Source organism: Devosia faecipullorum (genome assembly GCF_015158295.1).
Classification (GTDB): domain Bacteria; phylum Pseudomonadota; class Alphaproteobacteria; order Rhizobiales; family Devosiaceae; genus Devosia; species Devosia faecipullorum.
The window spans coordinates 1,001,672-1,018,010 of sequence record NZ_JACDXV010000001.1 but is presented as its reverse complement, the minus strand read 5'-3'; the positions used below and the strand labels follow the sequence as shown (position 1 = coordinate 1,018,010).

At 60.9% G+C, this 16,339-nt stretch carries 21 protein-coding genes; 10 read left to right on the top strand and 11 right to left on the bottom strand.

Annotated elements, in window-relative coordinates:
• Positions 1-63: 63 nt before the first annotated feature.
• The gene (locus tag H0482_RS05090) at positions 64-954 is read right to left on the bottom strand and encodes a metallophosphoesterase family protein (RefSeq protein ID WP_193728908.1); all 891 of its coding nucleotides are present in this window, start codon (positions 952-954) and stop codon (positions 64-66) included.
• A 167-nt stretch (positions 955-1,121) separates the two neighbouring features.
• Between H0482_RS05090 and H0482_RS05085 the strand changes: the two genes are divergently transcribed.
• Complete coding sequence (locus H0482_RS05085; protein ID WP_193728907.1) at positions 1,122-1,595, top strand: NUDIX domain-containing protein; 474 nt, start codon at positions 1,122-1,124, stop codon at positions 1,593-1,595.
• Between the two features lie 56 nt (positions 1,596-1,651).
• Here H0482_RS05085 and H0482_RS05080 read toward each other — a convergent pair whose 3' ends face one another.
• The gene (locus H0482_RS05080) at positions 1,652-2,611 is read right to left on the bottom strand and encodes a glutathione S-transferase family protein (RefSeq protein WP_193728906.1); all 960 of its coding nucleotides are present in this window, start codon (positions 2,609-2,611) and stop codon (positions 1,652-1,654) included.
• Between the two features lie 312 nt (positions 2,612-2,923).
• Here H0482_RS05080 and H0482_RS05075 point away from each other — a divergent pair, with 312 nt between their 5' ends.
• The 3 genes from H0482_RS05075 to H0482_RS05065 all read left to right on the top strand — a co-directional run bounded on the left by H0482_RS05075 (position 2,924) and on the right by H0482_RS05065 (position 5,372).
• Complete coding sequence (locus H0482_RS05075) at positions 2,924-3,472, top strand: GNAT family N-acetyltransferase (protein ID WP_210319068.1); 549 nt, start codon at positions 2,924-2,926, stop codon at positions 3,470-3,472.
• A 95-nt stretch (positions 3,473-3,567) separates the two neighbouring features.
• Positions 3,568-4,194, top strand: coding sequence for a CoA pyrophosphatase (locus H0482_RS05070; RefSeq protein WP_193728905.1), 627 nt, complete (start codon positions 3,568-3,570; stop codon positions 4,192-4,194).
• Positions 4,191-5,372 carry a CCA tRNA nucleotidyltransferase gene (locus H0482_RS05065; RefSeq protein WP_193728904.1) on the top strand — a complete coding sequence of 394 codons (1,182 nt, stop codon included), beginning with the start codon at positions 4,191-4,193 and terminating at the stop codon, positions 5,370-5,372. Before H0482_RS05070 ends, H0482_RS05065 begins: the two co-directional genes overlap by 4 nt.
• On the opposite strand, the gene H0482_RS05060 is transcribed toward H0482_RS05065, so the two are convergent.
• The 3 genes from H0482_RS05060 to H0482_RS05050 all read right to left on the bottom strand — a co-directional run bounded on the left by H0482_RS05060 (position 5,369) and on the right by H0482_RS05050 (position 7,006).
• Complete coding sequence (locus H0482_RS05060) at positions 5,369-5,566, bottom strand: DUF1059 domain-containing protein (protein ID WP_193728903.1); 198 nt, start codon at positions 5,564-5,566, stop codon at positions 5,369-5,371. The genes H0482_RS05065 and H0482_RS05060 overlap by 4 nt on opposite strands.
• A gap of 85 nt (positions 5,567-5,651) precedes the next feature.
• Positions 5,652-6,545, bottom strand: coding sequence for an oxygen-dependent coproporphyrinogen oxidase (gene hemF, locus H0482_RS05055; RefSeq protein ID WP_407925694.1), 894 nt, complete (start codon positions 6,543-6,545; stop codon positions 5,652-5,654).
• On the bottom strand, positions 6,542-7,006 hold the full coding sequence (locus H0482_RS05050; RefSeq protein WP_193729096.1) for a tRNA (cytidine(34)-2'-O)-methyltransferase: 465 nt from the start codon (positions 7,004-7,006) through the stop codon (positions 6,542-6,544). Before H0482_RS05050 ends, hemF begins: the two co-directional genes overlap by 4 nt.
• Before the next feature lie 181 nt (positions 7,007-7,187).
• Between H0482_RS05050 and petA the strand changes: the two genes are divergently transcribed.
• The 5 genes from petA to H0482_RS05025 all read left to right on the top strand — a co-directional run bounded on the left by petA (position 7,188) and on the right by H0482_RS05025 (position 10,841).
• Complete coding sequence (gene petA / locus H0482_RS05045; RefSeq protein WP_193728901.1) at positions 7,188-7,769, top strand: ubiquinol-cytochrome c reductase iron-sulfur subunit; 582 nt, start codon at positions 7,188-7,190, stop codon at positions 7,767-7,769.
• 14 nt (positions 7,770-7,783) lie between these two features.
• Positions 7,784-9,034 carry a cytochrome b gene (locus H0482_RS05040; protein ID WP_193728900.1) on the top strand — a complete coding sequence of 417 codons (1,251 nt, stop codon included), beginning with the start codon at positions 7,784-7,786 and terminating at the stop codon, positions 9,032-9,034.
• 14 nt (positions 9,035-9,048) lie between these two features.
• Complete coding sequence (locus H0482_RS05035) at positions 9,049-9,906, top strand: cytochrome c1 (protein ID WP_407925688.1); 858 nt, start codon at positions 9,049-9,051, stop codon at positions 9,904-9,906.
• Between the two features lie 180 nt (positions 9,907-10,086).
• Positions 10,087-10,281, top strand: a complete 195-nt coding sequence (locus tag H0482_RS05030) for a hypothetical protein (protein ID WP_193728899.1) — start codon at positions 10,087-10,089, stop codon at positions 10,279-10,281.
• A 26-nt stretch (positions 10,282-10,307) separates the two neighbouring features.
• Positions 10,308-10,841, top strand: coding sequence for an adenine phosphoribosyltransferase (locus H0482_RS05025; protein ID WP_193728898.1), 534 nt, complete (start codon positions 10,308-10,310; stop codon positions 10,839-10,841).
• Positions 10,842-10,989: 148 nt separating this feature from the next.
• Here the strand turns inward: H0482_RS05025 and H0482_RS05020 are convergent, their stop codons facing one another.
• The 5 genes from H0482_RS05020 to H0482_RS05000 form a co-directional block, all read right to left on the bottom strand.
• A complete protein-coding gene (locus H0482_RS05020) occupies positions 10,990-11,382 on the bottom strand; it encodes a VOC family protein (RefSeq protein ID WP_193728897.1) in 393 nt (130 codons plus the stop codon).
• A gap of 121 nt (positions 11,383-11,503) precedes the next feature.
• Positions 11,504-12,523 carry a TerC family protein gene (locus H0482_RS05015; RefSeq protein ID WP_193728896.1) on the bottom strand — a complete coding sequence of 340 codons (1,020 nt, stop codon included), beginning with the start codon at positions 12,521-12,523 and terminating at the stop codon, positions 11,504-11,506.
• Between the two features lie 160 nt (positions 12,524-12,683).
• Complete coding sequence (locus H0482_RS05010; RefSeq protein ID WP_193728895.1) at positions 12,684-13,028, bottom strand: hypothetical protein; 345 nt, start codon at positions 13,026-13,028, stop codon at positions 12,684-12,686.
• Between the two features lie 31 nt (positions 13,029-13,059).
• Positions 13,060-13,617 carry a MaoC family dehydratase gene (locus H0482_RS05005; RefSeq protein ID WP_193728894.1) on the bottom strand — a complete coding sequence of 186 codons (558 nt, stop codon included), beginning with the start codon at positions 13,615-13,617 and terminating at the stop codon, positions 13,060-13,062.
• Complete coding sequence (locus H0482_RS05000; RefSeq protein WP_193728893.1) at positions 13,614-14,093, bottom strand: MaoC family dehydratase; 480 nt, start codon at positions 14,091-14,093, stop codon at positions 13,614-13,616. The genes H0482_RS05005 and H0482_RS05000 overlap by 4 nt, the downstream gene beginning before the upstream one ends.
• Positions 14,094-14,304: 211 nt before the next feature.
• Between H0482_RS05000 and ychF the strand changes: the two genes are divergently transcribed.
• The gene (gene ychF, locus H0482_RS04995; protein ID WP_193728892.1) at positions 14,305-15,402 is read left to right on the top strand and encodes a redox-regulated ATPase YchF; all 1,098 of its coding nucleotides are present in this window, start codon (positions 14,305-14,307) and stop codon (positions 15,400-15,402) included.
• On the opposite strand, the gene H0482_RS04990 is transcribed toward ychF, so the two are convergent.
• Complete coding sequence (locus tag H0482_RS04990) at positions 15,399-16,283, bottom strand: helix-turn-helix domain-containing protein (RefSeq protein ID WP_193728891.1); 885 nt, start codon at positions 16,281-16,283, stop codon at positions 15,399-15,401. The two genes, ychF and H0482_RS04990, sit on opposite strands and share 4 nt — an antisense overlap.
• Positions 16,284-16,339 lie beyond the last annotated feature (56 nt).

Sequence of the window (16,339 nt, the reverse complement as noted above, 5' to 3'; positions counted from 1 at the left end):
ACCGCAATATAGGTGATTTGCCGCTCTGGCGGGAGTGGGGCTGTGCAGCGCGACGCCCGTCGGTCAGTAGATCCGCATCTGCATGCGCATGACGATTTCCTGGCCCAGGCGCTGAAACCCGAATTCGCGCATGGTGCATTGCCAGCCGGCGCCGGACTTTTCGATGCGGAAGAGGTTGTAGCGGGCCGGATCGTCCAGAGTTCCGCCTTGGGCGGCGCTGGCGGCGGCGACGCCGATCACCGGCACTTCGTTGTCCTTGCCGGGAATGTGGTGGATCGACGAGCGATGGGTGTGCCCATGCAGGACCAATTCGGCCCCCTGATCGGCGATGACCTGCCGGAACAGCCGATGCCCCTTGAGACCGAAGGATGGGTGCTGGAGTTCGGCATTGGGAGGGTGGTGGATCAACACGGCGCGAAAATAGCCGGCGTCGCCCAGAAGCTTCAATATCCGCGCCAGCCGGGCCGCCTGCTTTTCTTCGAAGCGCCCCACGGCCATGAACGGGGGGGTGGGCACGGCGCTGGAACAGGAGATGACGGCGAGATCGCCAACGCGACGCACGAAGGGGAAAGCCTGGCCTTCAAGCGTCTCGCCCTTGAGGTAATCGCCCCACAGATTTTGCGCCCCTTCCAGGGCGCCGGGCACATAGGCGTCGTGATTGCCGGGACAGACCGCAACCTTTTCGCTGCCGCCCAAGGCGTGCAGCCAGCGCCCGGCGCGTTCGATTTCCGCGGGCAGGGCCAGATTGGTCAGGTCGCCGGTCACTGCGGTGAAGTCGGCGTTCTGTGCCTGCATGTGCTGGACGAGCTGCACCAGCGTTTCGCTGTTGAGCTCGCCATGGCGCTTGAGCTTCCAGTTAAGAAAGCCGGTCAGGCGTTTGCTCAGCAGATCGCGCGGACGCACCTCGGGCAGGGGCGAAAGGTGAATATCGGAGATATGGGCCAGAGTTATCATTGCGGGGGTTTTGCCAGAAGCAAATGAGCAAGAAAACGGTCAATCGTGCTCTCACACGATTTTGTCGCGGCCAAAGCTCTGCTAGAGCCCATCGGAACGGATCGAAAGCCGCGTCGCATTTGTCGGTCCGATGCTCCGGCGACGGCCTGCAACAGGGAGACAAGCCGATGATGAACCGTTTCCAGCGTATCCGGGCGAAGGTGTTCCTAACCCTCAAGGGTATATGGCTGCGCCTGACCGTGGGGGCACGGGTCATGGTGGTGGATGGCGACCGGGTGCTGCTGATCCGCCACCGGCATATTCCCGGCTGGCAGTTTCCCGGCGGCGGCGTGGGGCCGGGAGAAACCGTCGAGGAAGCGGGGGCCCGCGAAACGCTGGAGGAAACCGGCCACAAGCCCATGGGGCAGATGCAGCTGTTCGGACTCTACCACAATTCGAGCTCGGTCACGAACCGCGATCATGTGGCTTTCTTCGTTTGCACCAGCTTCGAAAAGCAATTTGATCACAAGGGCAGTTTCGAGATCGCCGAAATCGGCTGGTTCGACCGCCATTCGCTGCCCAACGGCGTGACGCCGGCGACCAGCCAGCGAATCGATGAATATTTCGACGGCGTCGAGAAGCGGAGCATTTGGGGCTATTGAGGCGGAGCGGGACGGTTTGGGTTCGCAAACCATCCCGCTTCGATCAAACCTCTAGATTATTTCAGAAATGGCAAATCCGGGCCGACGGGAATGATGCGGTGCGGATTGATAGTGGTGTGGCTCCAGTAATAATGGGTACGGATGTGGTCGAGATCGACCGTTTCCTTGACGCCGGGCACTTCGTAGAGCGCTTTGAGATAGTGCGAAATGTTCGGGTAGTCGGCGATGCGCCGGCGATTGCATTTGAAATGACCGACATAGACGGCGTCGAAGCGCACCAGGGTAGTGAAGAGCCGCCAATCGGCCTCGGTGATGCTCTCGCCGGTGAGGTAGGCATTCTCGCCAAGAAGGGTCTCGACCCAATCCAGCGCCTCGAACAGTTTTGACACCGCCTCGTCATAGGCCGCCTGGCTGGTGGCGAAGCCGGCCTTGTAGACGCCGTTGTTGATGTCGTCATAGACGCGGGCATTGATGGCGTCGATGTCCTCGCGCAAGGGCTCGGGATAGTAATCGTCCGTGTTGCCAGTCAATTCGTTGAAGGCCGAATTGAACATGCGGATGATTTCACTGCTCTCGTTGGAGACGATGGTGCCGGTCTTTTTGTCCCAGAGGACAGGCACGGTAACGCGCCCGGTGTAATCGGGAACGGCCTCTGTATAGACCTGCCACATGGTTTTCTTGCCAAAGAGCGCGTTGCCGGTGGAGCCCTCCGTGGTGTCGAATGTCCAGCCGCTTTCGTCCGGCATCTTGGGCGATACCACCGAGACCGAGATCAGCTTGTCCAGTTCCTTGAGCTTGCGGAGGATCAAGGTTCGATGCGCCCAGGGGCAGGCGAGCGACACATAGAGATGGTAGCGGTCGGCCTCGGCCAAAAAGCCGCCTTCGCCGGAAGGGCCGGGGGCGCCGTCAGCGGTGATCCAGTTTCTGAAGCCGGCCTGCGAGCGCACGAATTTGCCGCCAGTCTTGGCGGTGTCGTACCACTGGGTGGACCACTTTCCGTCGATCAATTGTCCCATGTTCGGTCCCTTTCGGTCATTTTGCTGTCGGCTTCCTACCTAATGATGGGGCATTGGCGGGAAAAGACCGCTCCGGCATAACAGTGCGTTGTGCATTTGGGACACAGCAGCGACAGGGCACAAGGAATTTCCGGCGTGAAACTCATATTCCCATTTACGGCCAAGTCCGCTGATGCTAATGCGGATTCAGACGTGGAGGCGTCCAGGATGGTGAAGGTATTGCGAACAAACCGACGACCCTAGGTGGTCGTTCAAGCGGGAGGCCGTTGCCCCCGTAAACTGTTCTGCACATCTTTCCCCCGGATTGCTCACATGACCACGCTCGTTGCGGCCGACGCCGCTGCCAACCCGCCTGCCGGCCAGTTGATGGTGCGGCCCGCCACCCCCGCAGATGACGCCTTCGTCGAGGAATTGCAGGCCATTGCCTTCGGTCCTGGCCGGTTCGCGCGCACCGCTTTTCGGGTGCGCGAGCGGTTTCCGATCGATCCGGGCCTCAGCCTGATCGCCGAGGTGGATGGCACGCCTTGCGGCGCGGTCTGGATGACCCCGATCAGCGTCAGCGGCCTCAAGGGCTATCTGCTGGGGCCACTGGCCACTCACCCCAGTTTCCGCAAGCGCGGCGCAGGCAAGCTGCTGGCGCTGGAGGTGACCGCACGGGCGCTGGCCCGCGGTGAGGGTCAATTCGTGCTGCTGGTGGGCGATCAGGATTATTATTGCCCGCTGGGCTGGGAGATCACAACGCCCGGCAATATCGAATTTCCGGGGCCGGTCGATCCGAGCCGCGTCCTGCTGCTGGCCGAGGACAAAAGCCTCGCCAAATCGCTCAAGGGCGCAATTGCCGCGTTCGACGCCACGGAATAAAAGGCCTTGGCGGCGAAAAAAGTGCAATTATCCGTTCTATCATATGGGCGGCTTGGCTAAGGTCGGGCCGCCCTTTGATTTTGTTCGAGCGCGCTTTGCCTATCGATAGAGACATTGCCGACCTGCTGATGATGCGCCTGCTGCCCGATGCGCCACCTCTGGCGCCGGCGGAGGAACTGGTGCCCGATTGGGATCCATTGACGCCATTTTCGCGGCCGCCGGTGCCGGCTGCGGTTCTGATCGCGTTGGTGCGGCGGCCGGAGGGGCATACCGTGCTCTATACCGAGCGCTCGCCTGACCTGCGGGCCCATTCCGGCCAGGTGGCCTTTCCGGGCGGCAAGGTGGATCGTGCCGATGGCGGGGCTGCAGCGGCGGCCCTGCGCGAGGCGAATGAAGAAGTGGGCATGGCCCCATCCGACGCGACGGTTTTGGGCTATATGCCGACCTATTATACTGGCACCAATTACCTGATCACCCCGGTCGTTGCCGAAGTCGATCCCAGTGGCCCTTTCGTGCCCAATCCTGGGGAAGTGCATTCGGTGTTCGAGGTGCCGCTGAGCCGCATTCTCGATTCGGCGACCTATGGACGATTTCGCATCAGCCGCGCCGGCAAGGAGCATACGACCTGGCAGATCGATCATGACGGGCACATGATCTGGGGTATCACCGCCAATCTGACGCGGAAATTCCGCGATCTGGCGCTCGGCGAGATCGTACTGTGATCCCCGAGCGTCTCGAGAATGCTGAATGGCTGCTGCACCCGGCAGTGCAGGCGATTTTCGCCGTGCTCGAGGGGGAGGCGGGGCGCACGCGCGCCGTCGGCGGCATCGTGCGCGACAGCCTGCTGAACCGGGTGGGCGAAAACACCGATATCGACATGGCCACCGAATTGTTGCCGGTGGCGGTGATGCAGAAGGCCAAGGCTTCGGGCATGGCCGTTTATCCCACGGGGATCGAGCATGGCACGGTGACCCTGCGCCATGAGGGGGTCGAGGTTGAAGTGACGACCCTGCGCGAGGACGTTGCCACCAATGGACGGCACGCCGAAGTGGCGTTCAGTACGGATTGGGTGCAGGACGCGTCGCGGCGCGATTTTACCATCAATGCGCTTTATTGTTTCGCCGATGGCAGGCTGTTCGACCCATTGGGCGGGGTGGGCGACCTGCTCAATGACAGGGTGCGCTTCATTGGCGAGGCGGGCCAGCGGATCGCCGAGGATGGATTGCGGGTCTATCGCTTCTTCCGCTTCTCGGCGAGCCATGGCGGCGAATCCCTGGATGCGGACGGCTTGGCGGCTTGCCGTGACGCGGCACAGGCGCTGGCGCATCTGTCGCGGGAACGGGTGGGCAGCGAAATGCTGCGCATGCTGGCGCTGCCGAAAATTGCCCGGACATTAGGGGTGATGGCGGGGATCGGCTTGTTGCCGCTAACGAATGATGCATTGCTTGCGTTGCAGCGCTATGAGGCGCTTGGCGGACGCGACCAGGCAGCGCGGCTGGCGCTGGTGGCGGCGGGGCGGCTGGAGCAGGTGCAGGCCGATTGGCGACTCTCCAATTCCATCACGGCGCGCGCCGGACATGTGGCGGAAGCGGCCTCATTGCTTGCGGCAGGTGAGGGAGACTGGGCAGCCTATCGATTTGGCGAGGACGCCGTCGAAGGGCTGGCGCTGGCCGCGGCGCGCGAAAATTGGCCACGCGACAGACTTGCGGAAACCGCGCGGGACCTGGCGCGCTTGCCGGTCGCGCCTCTGCCGGTCAGCGGCAAGGATTTGATGGCGCAGGGCATGCCGCCAGGCCCGCAAATCGGAGAGGCGCTGGAGAAACTGGAAGTCGCATGGGTCGAGAGCAGCTTCACCCTCGACCGTGATGCCCTGCTGGAATTGTTGCCCGGGTCTGCCTAGTGCCGGGCTGTCCCTGTGTTGTCCAGATCGACGATGCGTTCCTTGATGCGTTCGACCATTTCGGGGCGCACCTCGGTTTCGCCGTTGAGGCTTTTCATGTTTTCGACGGCGCGGCGCACCACTTCCGCCTCGGTTTCCGCCTCGGCACGCCAAGTCGATCCGGGAATTAGGGTGCCAGAATCAAAGCGTTTCATTGCTGAACCTCGTTTGTTACGGCCGGTCGCGATCAACGTGGTCCTTGCGGCGAGGTTCCGCAAGGCCGAACAACGCTCCACGCCGCTAAGGCCATTTCACCGCCGGGGGCATGGAGGAGAGGATGGAATTGACATTGCCGCCGGTCTTGAGGCCGAACGTGGTGCCGCGATCATAGAGCAGGTTGAACTCGACATAGCGACCGCGCCGGATCAATTGCTCCTCACGCTCCGCCTCGGTCCAGGTCTTTTCGAAATTACGACGAACCAGCCTGGCATAGATGTCGAGAAAGGTTTCGCCGACCGCCTGGGTAAAGGCGAAATCGGCATCCCAATCGCCGGAATTGAACTGATCGTAGAAAATTCCGCCAATGCCGCGCGGTTCGTTGCGATGCGGCAGGAAGAAATATTCGTCACACCAGGTCTTGAACCGTTCGTAATCGACATCCTTGTGGTCCCGGCAGGCTGATTTCATGGCCGCGTGGAAGTCGATGGTGTCGGGATCGTCCTGGGTGCGGCGATTGTCCAGCACCGGCGTTAGGTCGGCCCCGCCACCCCACCATTGTTTCCCGGTGACGATCATGCGGGTGTTCATGTGCACGGCCGGAACATGCGGGTTCCAGGGGTGGACGATCAAGGAAATTCCCGATGACCAGAATTCGGTGCCGGCTTCCGTACCGGGCATCTGGCGAGCGAAATCCTCGCTGAAATTGCCATATACGGTTGAAACGTGGACGCCGGCTTTCTCGAAGACGCGGCCATGCAGCATGCCCATTTCGCCGCCGCCACCGCCTGCGCGCTCCCAGGGGGTGCGCTCGAACGTACCGGGGGAGCGGTCAGCGTGAATGCCGATGGTCTCGCGCTCGATGATTTCGAGCTCGGCATGGATGCGGTCGCGCAGGGTGCGGAACCAGGCGCTGGCAATGGATTTCTTGGCTTCGATATCAGGGGGGAGTGTCATGGGGTGGAGATGAACCTTCAGGAAAGCCGTGTAAAGTCGCCATTCTGTCTCATGGCTTCGCCCAGGATCATCGCCCCGGCAAGGGCGACGTTGAGCGAGCGCATGCCGGGCTGCATGGGGATGCGAATGCGCAGGTCGGCCCGGTCGGCGATGCCGTCCGGCACGCCGGCACTTTCCCGGCCCAGCATGATGATGTCGTCGGCCCGGTACGCGGCTTGATAGGAGGAGGCGCTGGCCTTGGTGGTCAGCAGCACCAGCCGGCGGTTTTGGGTCTGTCTCCAGGCATCGAACGCGGCAAAGGAATCGTGTTCGACCAGACTTGCCCGCTCGAGATAATCCATGCCCGAACGGGCCAGATTGCGTTGGGTTATGGCAAAGCCGGCCGGATGGATCACATGTACCGCAACGCCCAGGCAGGCGCCCAGACGCAGCAATGTGCCGGTATTGGCGGCGATGTCGGGCTGGTAGAGAGCGAGGTCAATGGCCAAGGCCGTTTGCTCCTGCACAGATAAACTCCCCGGAATCCGGGCTTGGCTTGGGTATAGTGTCGCAGTTGGGCACTGTCACCTTGAGCGCACTGGACAAGTTCTTGTGACAGTGCAAAAAGGACGCTACCTGACGGGCCGCTTGAGGGCGGTCGGCTGCACGATTCTGCTTATGTGGATGAAGCCGCCGAAGCCGGCCCCGTCAATTGTGCATCGTACGGGGATACGGACCTTGGCCACGCAAGCAGAACACTCATCCACGAACCGGCGGGACTTTCTCTATGTCGCCACGGGCGCCGTCGGCGCCGTCGGCGCCGCAGCCGTGGTCTGGCCGCTGATCAATCAGCTCAATCCTGACGCGTCCACCTTGGCGCTGGCGAGCATCGAATTCGATGTCAGCGCCATTCCTGAGGGGCAGTCGGTGACCATCATGTGGCGCGGCCTGCCCGTATTCGTGCGGCACCGCACTGAGGCAGAGATCGCCGAAGCCAAGGCCGTCCCGCTCGCGGATCTCAAGGATCCCGAGACCGACGAGCAGCGCACCAAGCCGGGTCACGAGCAATGGCTGATCATGATCGCGAACTGCACCCATCTGGGCTGCGTTCCGGTCGGTGAAGCCGGTGACTTCGATGGCTGGTTCTGCCCGTGCCATGGTTCGCACTATGATACGGCCGGCCGTATCCGTCGTGGTCCGGCGCCATTGAACCTGGTGGTGCCGCCTTATGAATTCGTCAGCGATACGCTGGTCCAGATCGGCTAGTGGGGGCTTTTCCGATGTCTGAACATTCTACCTATACTCCCGGAAATGCCGTCGAGAAGTGGCTCGACGACCGCCTACCGGTCGTGCGCTTCGCCAAAGAACATCTGATGGATTTCCCCACGCCGAAGAACCTCAATTACTGGTGGACCTTCGGCGCGATCCTGGTCATGTGCCTCGGTGTGCAGATCGTCACCGGCGTGATCCTGGCAATGCACTACACGCCGAATGTGGCCATGGCTTTCGACTCGGTCGAGCATATCCGTCGCGACGTCAATGGTGGCCGCATCATCCAGGCCGTCCACGCCGTGGGCGCATCGATGTTCTTTGTGGCCCTTTACATCCACATGTTCCGCGGATTGTTCTATGGCTCCTACAAGGCGCCGCGCGAAATCCTTTGGATCCTGGGCGTCATCATCTTCGTGCTGACCATGGCGACGGCCTTCATGGGCTATTCCCTGCCATGGGGCCAGATGAGCTTCTGGGCCGCCACGGTTATCTCCAATATCTTCTCGGCCATTCCGCTGGTCGGCGACAGCATCAAACAGCTGGTTCTGGGCGGGTTCTCCGTCGGTAATCCGACGCTCAACCGCTTTTTCTCGCTGCACTATCTGCTGCCATTCGTGATTGCCGCCGTCGTGGCGCTCCATATCTGGGCGCTGCACGTTCCGGGCAACAACAATCCGGTCGGCGTCGAAGTCAAGGACAGCCGCGATACCGTTCCCTTCCATCCGTATTATACGATGAAGGATCTGTTCGCGATGGTGCTGTTCATGATCCCCTTCGCCTGGTTCGTGTTCTTTGCGCCCGATATTCTGGGTCACGCCGACAATTACATCATGGCCAATAGCCAGGTGACGCCGGCCCATATCGTGCCGGAATGGTACCTGCTGCCGTTCTACACGATCCTGCGCGCCATCGACTTCAACGTGCTGTTCATCAATTCGCAGCTGGGTGGCGTCATCGCCATGGGCGCGTCGATGCTCATGCTGCTGATCCTGCCATGGCTGGATACGTCCAAGGTCCGCTCGGGCACGTTCCGCCCGATGTTCAAGTGGTTCTATGCGCTGTTCGTGATCAACTTCCTCGGCCTGATGTATCTCGGCGCCCAGGAAGCCGCCGAGCCCTACACGACGCTCGCCAAGATCTGCACCGCCTATTACTTCCTGTATTTCCTGGTCATCCTGCCGGTGCTGTCGCGTGTCGAAACGCCCAAGCCGCTGCCGACCAGCATTTCCGAGAGCGTTCTCGGCAAGTCCAAAGCGTGATGGGGGCGAAAATCATGTTCAAGAACAAGATCATCATCGCCGCTCTCGCCGCTTTCATGGGCATTTCCGCAATGGCTTCGGCGCAGGCCGCCGAGGCCGGCAAGCAGCCGCAGCGCGTCAATTGGAGCTTTGCCGGTATTTTCGGCACCTATGACGAAAACCAGCTCCAGCGCGGTTTTCAGGTGTTCCGTGAAGTCTGTGCCAGCTGCCATGGCGCGCGCCTGATGGCGTTCCGCAATCTCAGCGAACCGGGTGGCCCGCGCTTCTCTGAGGAGCAGGTCAAGGCTTTGGCTGCCGAATATGAAGTGGCCGATGTGACCGCCGACGGTGGTACCCGCACTGCCGTGCCGGCCGACCGCTGGCCGTCGCCTTTCGCCAATGATCAGGAAGCCCGCGAAGCCATGGGCGGCGCGTTGCCGCCCGATTTCTCGGTTTTGGCAAAGGCGCGTGGCGTCAAGGATCCGTTCCCGACTTGGGCGTTTAACTACTTCACCGGCTACCAGGAAGGCGGGGTGGACTATATCCATGCGCTGCTGACCGGTTATCACGATGAAGTGCCGGAAGAGGCCCCGCAAGATTTCGTCCTCGGCGATGGTCAGTACTACAACGACTATTTCCCCGGCCACGCGATCAGCATGGCGCCGCCGCTGGCTGACGGCTCGGTGACCTATACGCCGGGTGAAGACGGGGTCGCCGTTCCCGAAACGCTGGACCAGTATTCGACCGACGTGGCCGCCTTCATGATGTGGATGGCCGAGCCGCATCTGGTGAGCCGCAAGCAGACCGGTTTCATCGTCCTGCTGTTTCTCGTGCTGTTCTCAGGCTTGATGTACGCCACCAAGCGCAAGATCTGGGCCGGCATCGAACACTGATCCCGGGCCGCGAGCACCTGCGCTCCGGACGCGCTAGGCAATTGATGTTGAAGAGGCCCTACGGGGCCTCTTTGCCTTTGAGCAGAGCAGAAAACGGTCGCGCGCATTGACGTGAGCCCCTTGCCAAACCGGGCTATTGCCCCGATATTCCAACTCATTCCGGTGTTGGAGGAAATGCAGATGTCCGCCATTCGCCTGGCCGTTACCGTGGTCAGTACCGCCATTGCCGTCAGCCGCCATCCGGCGGTCCGGGCTGGCGTTCAGGCCGTGGTCAACAATCCCAAGGCCCGAGACACCGCGATCAATACAACACGCAATGCTGCCTACAATGCCGGCGTTTTGGCCCGGCACCTGCTTGGCCGCAACAAGTCCTGACTATTTCCACCCTTGCAAGGCTGTCGATGTCGCTCGACCTGAAATCGCTTGTCCGCACGATTCCGGATTATCCCAAAAAGGGCATCCTGTTCCGGGATATTACCACGCTGATCGAGCACCCGGATGGGTTCCGGGAAAGCGTCGAACGCATCGCGGCGGCGCATCGGGGGCAGGGCATCACCCATGTCGCCGGCATCGAAGCGCGCGGTTTCATTTTCGGAGCCGGCGTGGCAATCGCGCTGGGAACGGGTTTCGTGCCCATCCGCAAGAAGGGCAAGCTGCCCGGTGAGACGATCGGGCAGAACTACGCGCTTGAATATGGCGTGGACACTATTGAGATTCATGCTGATGTCGTGACGGCGGGCCACAAAGTGCTGCTGGTGGACGACCTTATCGCAACGGGCGGCACGGCAATCGCCGCCGTTGGTCTGTTGCGACGGACTGGCGCCCTGGTCGAACAGGCCGCTTTCGCTATCGATCTTCCCGATCTCGGCGGCGCAAGCAAGCTGGCGGCGGAAGGAATTGCCGTCAGCGCACTGATGGAATTTGCCGGGCATTGATGACATAGGGCGTTGCTGCTCGGATGACCAGGCAGCGCGACGCGACTGTCGCCTCAATGGCAGGTGCAATGAGGCCATGATCAAGCTTCATTCGGGTGCACGGCCCTGAGAGGAGACCCTGACCGGCCTTTTCGGCGCGGCAGCGGGATCAGGCCGCAATGGCCTCGCGACGATCAGCCAGCACGAACTGGTTGCCCTCGGGGTCGCGCATGATCGTATAGGTGGGCAGGACGCGCTCCACGCTGGCACCAGCCTGTTTCAGCCGCTCGACTTCGCTGGAGCGGTCGGTGACCTGCACGTCGAAATGCACCCGATTATTGTCCGGGCGCTGACCATCTACATTCTGAAAGCAGAGCGAAGGCCCAGGGCCGTCGACCATCAACGTCGTGGGCTCCGCCGGGTCGAGGCCGAGGGCGAAGCTCAGCGCGGCGCTGGTGGTGTCGAGCGGGCGAACTGCATATCCGTCCAGCAGATCGGCCCAGAAATGGGCGAGCACTTTTGGCCGTTCGCAATCAAAGACGATTTCGTGAATGGCTCCCATTTGCCGGTCTCCTGTGTCGATGCGATGTTTCAGACAAAGAGTTAACGAGTAAATGCGGCAAGAAAGGTTCAAGGCCCGACGCGCTGCGCCGGGCCTTTTGCAGTTGGTTTCTTCCATCCGGTCAGGGTTTGAGCTGGCCCGTCCTGGTTTCGCCCTCGGCGCTGACATTGGGCTCGTTGCGTGTCTTCCACAGCGAGTAGAGAATACCCCCCGCGAGGATAGCAACGGTCACAACCAGAGAAAGCAGGGTGTCGATATGGATATGCAGCGGCACGAGGAAAATTTTGATGCCGATGAGCACCAGGATAATGGCCAGCGAGACCTGTAGATAGCGAAACCGGTTCATCGCTGCCGCCAGCGCGAAATAAAGGGCGCGCAGACCCAGAATGGCGAAAATGTTGGACGTATAGACGATGAACGTATCCTGGGTGACGGCAAAGACGGCCGGCACGGAATCCACCGCGAAGATCAGGTCGACGATTTCCACCATGATCAGGGCGATGGCCAGCGGCGTCAGCCAGGTGACGATTCTACCGGTCTTGGGATCGGGCTCCTTGACGAGGAAATCTCGGCCGCGCAGCGTGTCGGTTACGCGGAACCGCTTGCGCATGAATTTCAGGATCTTGTTGTCATCCATGTTCGGCTCATCGTCAGAATGGCTGAACATGCGGATGCCGGTAAAGACCAGGAAGGTCCCGAAGAAGAACAGGATCCAGTTGAAATTGTTGACCAGCGCCGCGCCGACGCCGATGAGGATGGCGCGGAACAGGATCACGCCGAGAATGCCCCAGAACAGCACGCGGTGCTGGTAGAGCCTCGGAATGCCGAGAAAGCCGAATATGGTGGCGATGACGAACATATTGTCCATGGCGAGGGACTGTTCGATCAAATAACCGGTGTAGAATTCCAACCCCGCCTCAGCGCCGCGCTGGAACCACACCCAGGCGCCGAAGGCCAGGGCGATACAGACATAAAAGCCGTAGAGCAGCAGGCTCTCCTTGGCTTCGATCTCGTGCTCGTCGCGGTGCAGGATGCCGAGGTCGAAAACAAGCAGGCCGATCACGATCGCAATGAAAGCGATCCAGAAATAGACGGGAGTACCAAGAAAATCGCCCGATAGGGCGGCAAAAAGCGATTCCATCGCCGGGACCTTCTCCATGTGACTTGTGGAGCAGTTCCGACATCATCATAGCAAAGGGCTATGACCAGAGGGGCCCGGCACTGCCCGTCAAAAATGCGTCAAACGTGAGAAAATTTCAAGCCCCTGCTGCCGTAGGGCCAGCGAAAACGCAAATTTGGCCTCAGCGTGGAGTGCAGAGCATGACGATAGCTTCAGCCGTTTCCAGTTGCATCGCTACGCCGTAGGTGGGGTCATTGATCATGCGAGCGGCCTGGATATTGCCGTTGACGCGCAGATTGCCGTCGTTGAGGCCGATTCCATCCTGATAGGGCGTGAGCGTCCCGGTGCCAGAATTGGGATCACCGGTAGCGCGGGCGGCCCAGCCATAAACCTGGCCATAAACGGTAAGGATGCCGACGCGCTCCGTGGTGGCGTCCCGGCAGCTCCAATTGCCTTGATAGGCCTGGGCAAGAGCAGGGGCTGCGGAACAGGCGATGAGGGCGAGGGCAAGGGCGAATCGGCGCATGTGAGGAGATTGCCGATGCGCCCCGATGGATTCAAGAGCCGCGCCGGATCAGCTTTCCGAGAACGGGCACTTTGGTGAGAGTGAGCAACACTCGCAGTTTGAGCGGCATGGAATAGTCGCGCAGCTTGGAAAAGCCGACAAGATCGGCGGAATAGACCAATTCGCCCTGCTGGTTCACTGCGGTCAGGCGATTGAACAGCAGTCCCCATCCGGGGATGGAATTGGATGGGCGCTTGCCGGTGACGACCAATTCATAGGTTACTGTATCGCCGGGGCGAACCGGAACCTTGAAATCCATAGAGTTCACGCCGGGGGAGGGGCCTGACACGCCCGGCTCCTGACCTAAAGCGCGCAGGCGCGCCTCCTCGGCCGACAGGGCATCCACCATCTTGCGGTGCCCAACGCTGACCGTATGCCAGCCCGAGGCGATCAAGCCGCCGAAATGGCTGTGTTTGGCAAGTTCGGGATCGATATGAAAATATTGCGGATCATAGAGCTTGCCGAAGCGAATGATCTCCTCGGTGGTGAAGCTGTGGCTGCCGAGGGGAAATATTTCGTCGATGACGATGTCTTCGAACCAGCGAGTCATGCGAGGGCCTCCGCATTGCGGCATTCGACCAGGTTGGCCAGCCGCATGGTCATGACCGGCTTGCCATGCTGGTTGGTGATGTCGAAATCGAGGGTCACGATGCCCCATTGCGGGTGGCTGGCCGAGCGGCGCAGCTCGGCGATTTTGGCCGTGCCGCCGATCGTGTCGTTGACCATGACCGGGCTTTTCCATTTAAGATCACGGAAGCCCAGGCCGCCGCAGGAGGCGATGGTGGAGAGAAAATTGTCGACCAGCATGCGCAGGCTCAGCGCGCCGGTCTGCCAACCGCTGGATGCGAGGCCACCCAGAAGGCTTTCCTTGGCGGCCTTTTCATCGAGGTGGAACGGGAAAGGATCGAATTCGCGGGCGAAGCTGGTGATCATGTCCTTGCTGACATGGGTGGAGCCCAGGTCGATGATTTCGCCTACTGCGAGATCTTCGAAGTGGCGCCGATCTTTTGTGACAGGATTGGTCATTTACTTGCCCTATGCGTCAACTTTTGTTTCTTGCATGGCCGTGGGAGGAGAGCAAGGGTGCGGACGACAAACCGGCCCCGCCAAAATAGAACCGGTCTTGAGCGGCGGGCCTTGTCGTGTCGCCGGTCGCGGCTCTTGGCGGCGCGGCCGTGCATTGACATCGGCGGCGATCCGACCCAATTGAAGCCCAACATTTTCCCGGAGCAAAGCCATGGGCTTCAAGATGGGCATTGTCGGCCTGCCGAATGTCGGCAAATCGACGCTTTTCAACGCATTGACCCGTACGGCTGCGGCGCAGGCCGCGAATTTTCCGTTCTGCACCATCGAGCCTAATGTGGGCGAAGTGTCGGTTCCCGATCCGCGCCTTGCCCGATTGGCCGAGATCGGCAAATCGATCAATGTGTTGCCGGCGCGTATGAGTTTTGTGGACATTGCCGGTCTGGTCAAGGGTGCATCGCAGGGCGAAGGACTGGGCAATCAGTTTCTGGCCAATATCCGCGAGACGGACGCCATCGCCTATGTGCTGCGCTGCTTCGAGGATTCCAACGTTATCCACGTCTCCAACAAGGTCGATCCGTTGGCGGATGCCGAGGTGGTCGAGACCGAATTGATGCTGGCCGATCTTGAAAGCCTCGAAAAGCGCCGCGCCGGCGTGGAGAAGAAGGCCAAGGGCAATGACAAGGACGCCAAGCAGACGCTGGAGCTGATCGACCGCGCCCTCGCCGTGCTGCGCGACGGCCGCTCGGCGCGCTTCGTCAAGCGTGACCCTGAGGAAGAAAAAGCCTTCAGCGAGCTGCAATTGCTGACCAGCAAGCCCGCGCTCTATGTCTGCAATGTCGATGAAGGTTCCGCGGCGACGGGCAATGCCCTGAGCCGGAAAGTCGAAGACTATGCCAAGGCCAATGAGGCCGGCGTCGTGGTGATTTCCGCCGAGATTGAAAGCCAGCTCGCCCAGCTCTCGGATCAGGAACAGTCGGAATATCTGGACTCGCTCGGGCTGGAACAGCCCGGTCTTAACCGGCTGATCCGCGAGGCCTATGATCTTTTGAACCTGCAGACCTATTTCACTGTCGGCCCCAAGGAAACGCGCGCCTGGACCATTCACCGGGGGGACAAGGCCCCGCAGGCGGCCGGCGTCATCCATACCGATTTCGAGCGTGGTTTCATTCGCGCCCAGACCATCGGCTATGAGGATTTCGTTGCGCTGGGCGGCGAACAGGGGGCCAAGGAAGCCGGCAAGGCGCGCGACGAGGGCAAGGAATATGTCGTTAAGGACGGCGACGTGATGCTGTTCAAGTTCAACGTCTAGCCGCCCTTGCGCATCTGATTTGGCGTCGTTCCATAGGCGCTTCGGAAGTGGTCGTAGAACTGGCTTTGTGACGAGAACCCGGCCTCGAGCGCGATGCTGGAGATCGGCAATCCGGTATCGAACAGCAGGCTTCGTGCCCGTATCAGGCGCAGGCGCGTGACGAATTTCTGCATCGGGATATGCATGACCCGGGTGAACAGATTTGTCGCGTAATTGGGATTCAGGCCGACAATGGCGGCAATATCTGTGGTCGCCAATGGCGTGGTGAGATTTTCCACGATGTGGCGCACCATCAGCACCACATAGCGGATGGGCGCCACGCTGCGTTCCCGGCGCCCGTCCGTTTCGATCCAGGGCGGCAACAGGTTCTGCCAGCCGACAATGGCGGCGCGGCGGAACAGGAGGGCGATTTCGGCCCGGACCAGATCGCTGCGCTGGGCATTGCCGCTGCGATAATCGGCATGCCAGCGCTCGAGCAGGCCGAAATCTACGCAATCTTCGGGCAGTTGGATGACGCCGCCGCCCATCAGCGTTTCGGTGAGCCCGCCGAGCTGGGGCATTTCCAGAAAAGCGTCCATCGGCAGATAGACATTGAGCTGGCGTGCGGTCGCGGTGTCACGCAGGCCGATTGCCTGATGCGGTATGCCGGCCCAGAAGGCCACGAGGCACTCGGAGCGTACGGTTACGGCACCGCCGTCGAAGACATAGTCCATTTCTCCCGCGCTCAGCCAGTTGAACTCGATATGACCGTGGCTATGCGGGACAGGCATGCATTGGGGAATGAAGCTGCGGATGCCGAACCGTCCGAACGCCTTGGTCGTGGCGTAAAATCGCCTGTCGGCACGCGGGGCAGGGCGAGGCGGCGTGTCGCGCAGCGGCATATCTTTAAAACCCGGAAGAATGATCTTTTATCCCGGATTGCTTCAATAGTTGCAAG

Bases quoted from the DNA above. Each gene is read 5' to 3' on its own strand.
- H0482_RS05090 (WP_193728908.1), bottom strand. From the start codon at position 954: ATGATAACTCTGGCCCATATCTCCGATATTCACCTTTCGCCCCTGCCC.
- H0482_RS05005 (WP_193728894.1), bottom strand. From the start codon at position 13,617: ATGACTCGCTGGTTCGAAGACATCGTCATCGACGAAATATTTCCCCTC.
- H0482_RS05060 (WP_193728903.1), bottom strand. From the start codon at position 5,566: ATGAAACGCTTTGATTCTGGCACCCTAATTCCCGGATCGACTTGGCGT.
- H0482_RS05020 (WP_193728897.1), bottom strand. From the start codon at position 11,382: ATGGGAGCCATTCACGAAATCGTCTTTGATTGCGAACGGCCAAAAGTG.
- H0482_RS05010 (WP_193728895.1), bottom strand. From the start codon at position 13,028: ATGCGCCGATTCGCCCTTGCCCTCGCCCTCATCGCCTGTTCCGCAGCC.
- H0482_RS05015 (WP_193728896.1), bottom strand. From the start codon at position 12,523: ATGGAATCGCTTTTTGCCGCCCTATCGGGCGATTTTCTTGGTACTCCC.
- H0482_RS05000 (WP_193728893.1), bottom strand. From the start codon at position 14,093: ATGACCAATCCTGTCACAAAAGATCGGCGCCACTTCGAAGATCTCGCA.
- H0482_RS05085 (WP_193728907.1), top strand. From the start codon at position 1,122: ATGATGAACCGTTTCCAGCGTATCCGGGCGAAGGTGTTCCTAACCCTC.
- H0482_RS04990 (WP_193728891.1), bottom strand. From the start codon at position 16,283: ATGCCGCTGCGCGACACGCCGCCTCGCCCTGCCCCGCGTGCCGACAGG.
- petA (WP_193728901.1), top strand. From the start codon at position 7,188: ATGAAGCCGCCGAAGCCGGCCCCGTCAATTGTGCATCGTACGGGGATA.
- H0482_RS05075 (WP_210319068.1), top strand. From the start codon at position 2,924: ATGACCACGCTCGTTGCGGCCGACGCCGCTGCCAACCCGCCTGCCGGC.
- H0482_RS05035 (WP_407925688.1), top strand. From the start codon at position 9,049: ATGTTCAAGAACAAGATCATCATCGCCGCTCTCGCCGCTTTCATGGGC.
- ychF (WP_193728892.1), top strand. From the start codon at position 14,305: ATGGGCTTCAAGATGGGCATTGTCGGCCTGCCGAATGTCGGCAAATCG.
- H0482_RS05025 (WP_193728898.1), top strand. From the start codon at position 10,308: ATGTCGCTCGACCTGAAATCGCTTGTCCGCACGATTCCGGATTATCCC.
- H0482_RS05040 (WP_193728900.1), top strand. From the start codon at position 7,784: ATGTCTGAACATTCTACCTATACTCCCGGAAATGCCGTCGAGAAGTGG.
- H0482_RS05080 (WP_193728906.1), bottom strand. From the start codon at position 2,611: ATGGGACAATTGATCGACGGAAAGTGGTCCACCCAGTGGTACGACACC.
- H0482_RS05030 (WP_193728899.1), top strand. From the start codon at position 10,087: ATGTCCGCCATTCGCCTGGCCGTTACCGTGGTCAGTACCGCCATTGCC.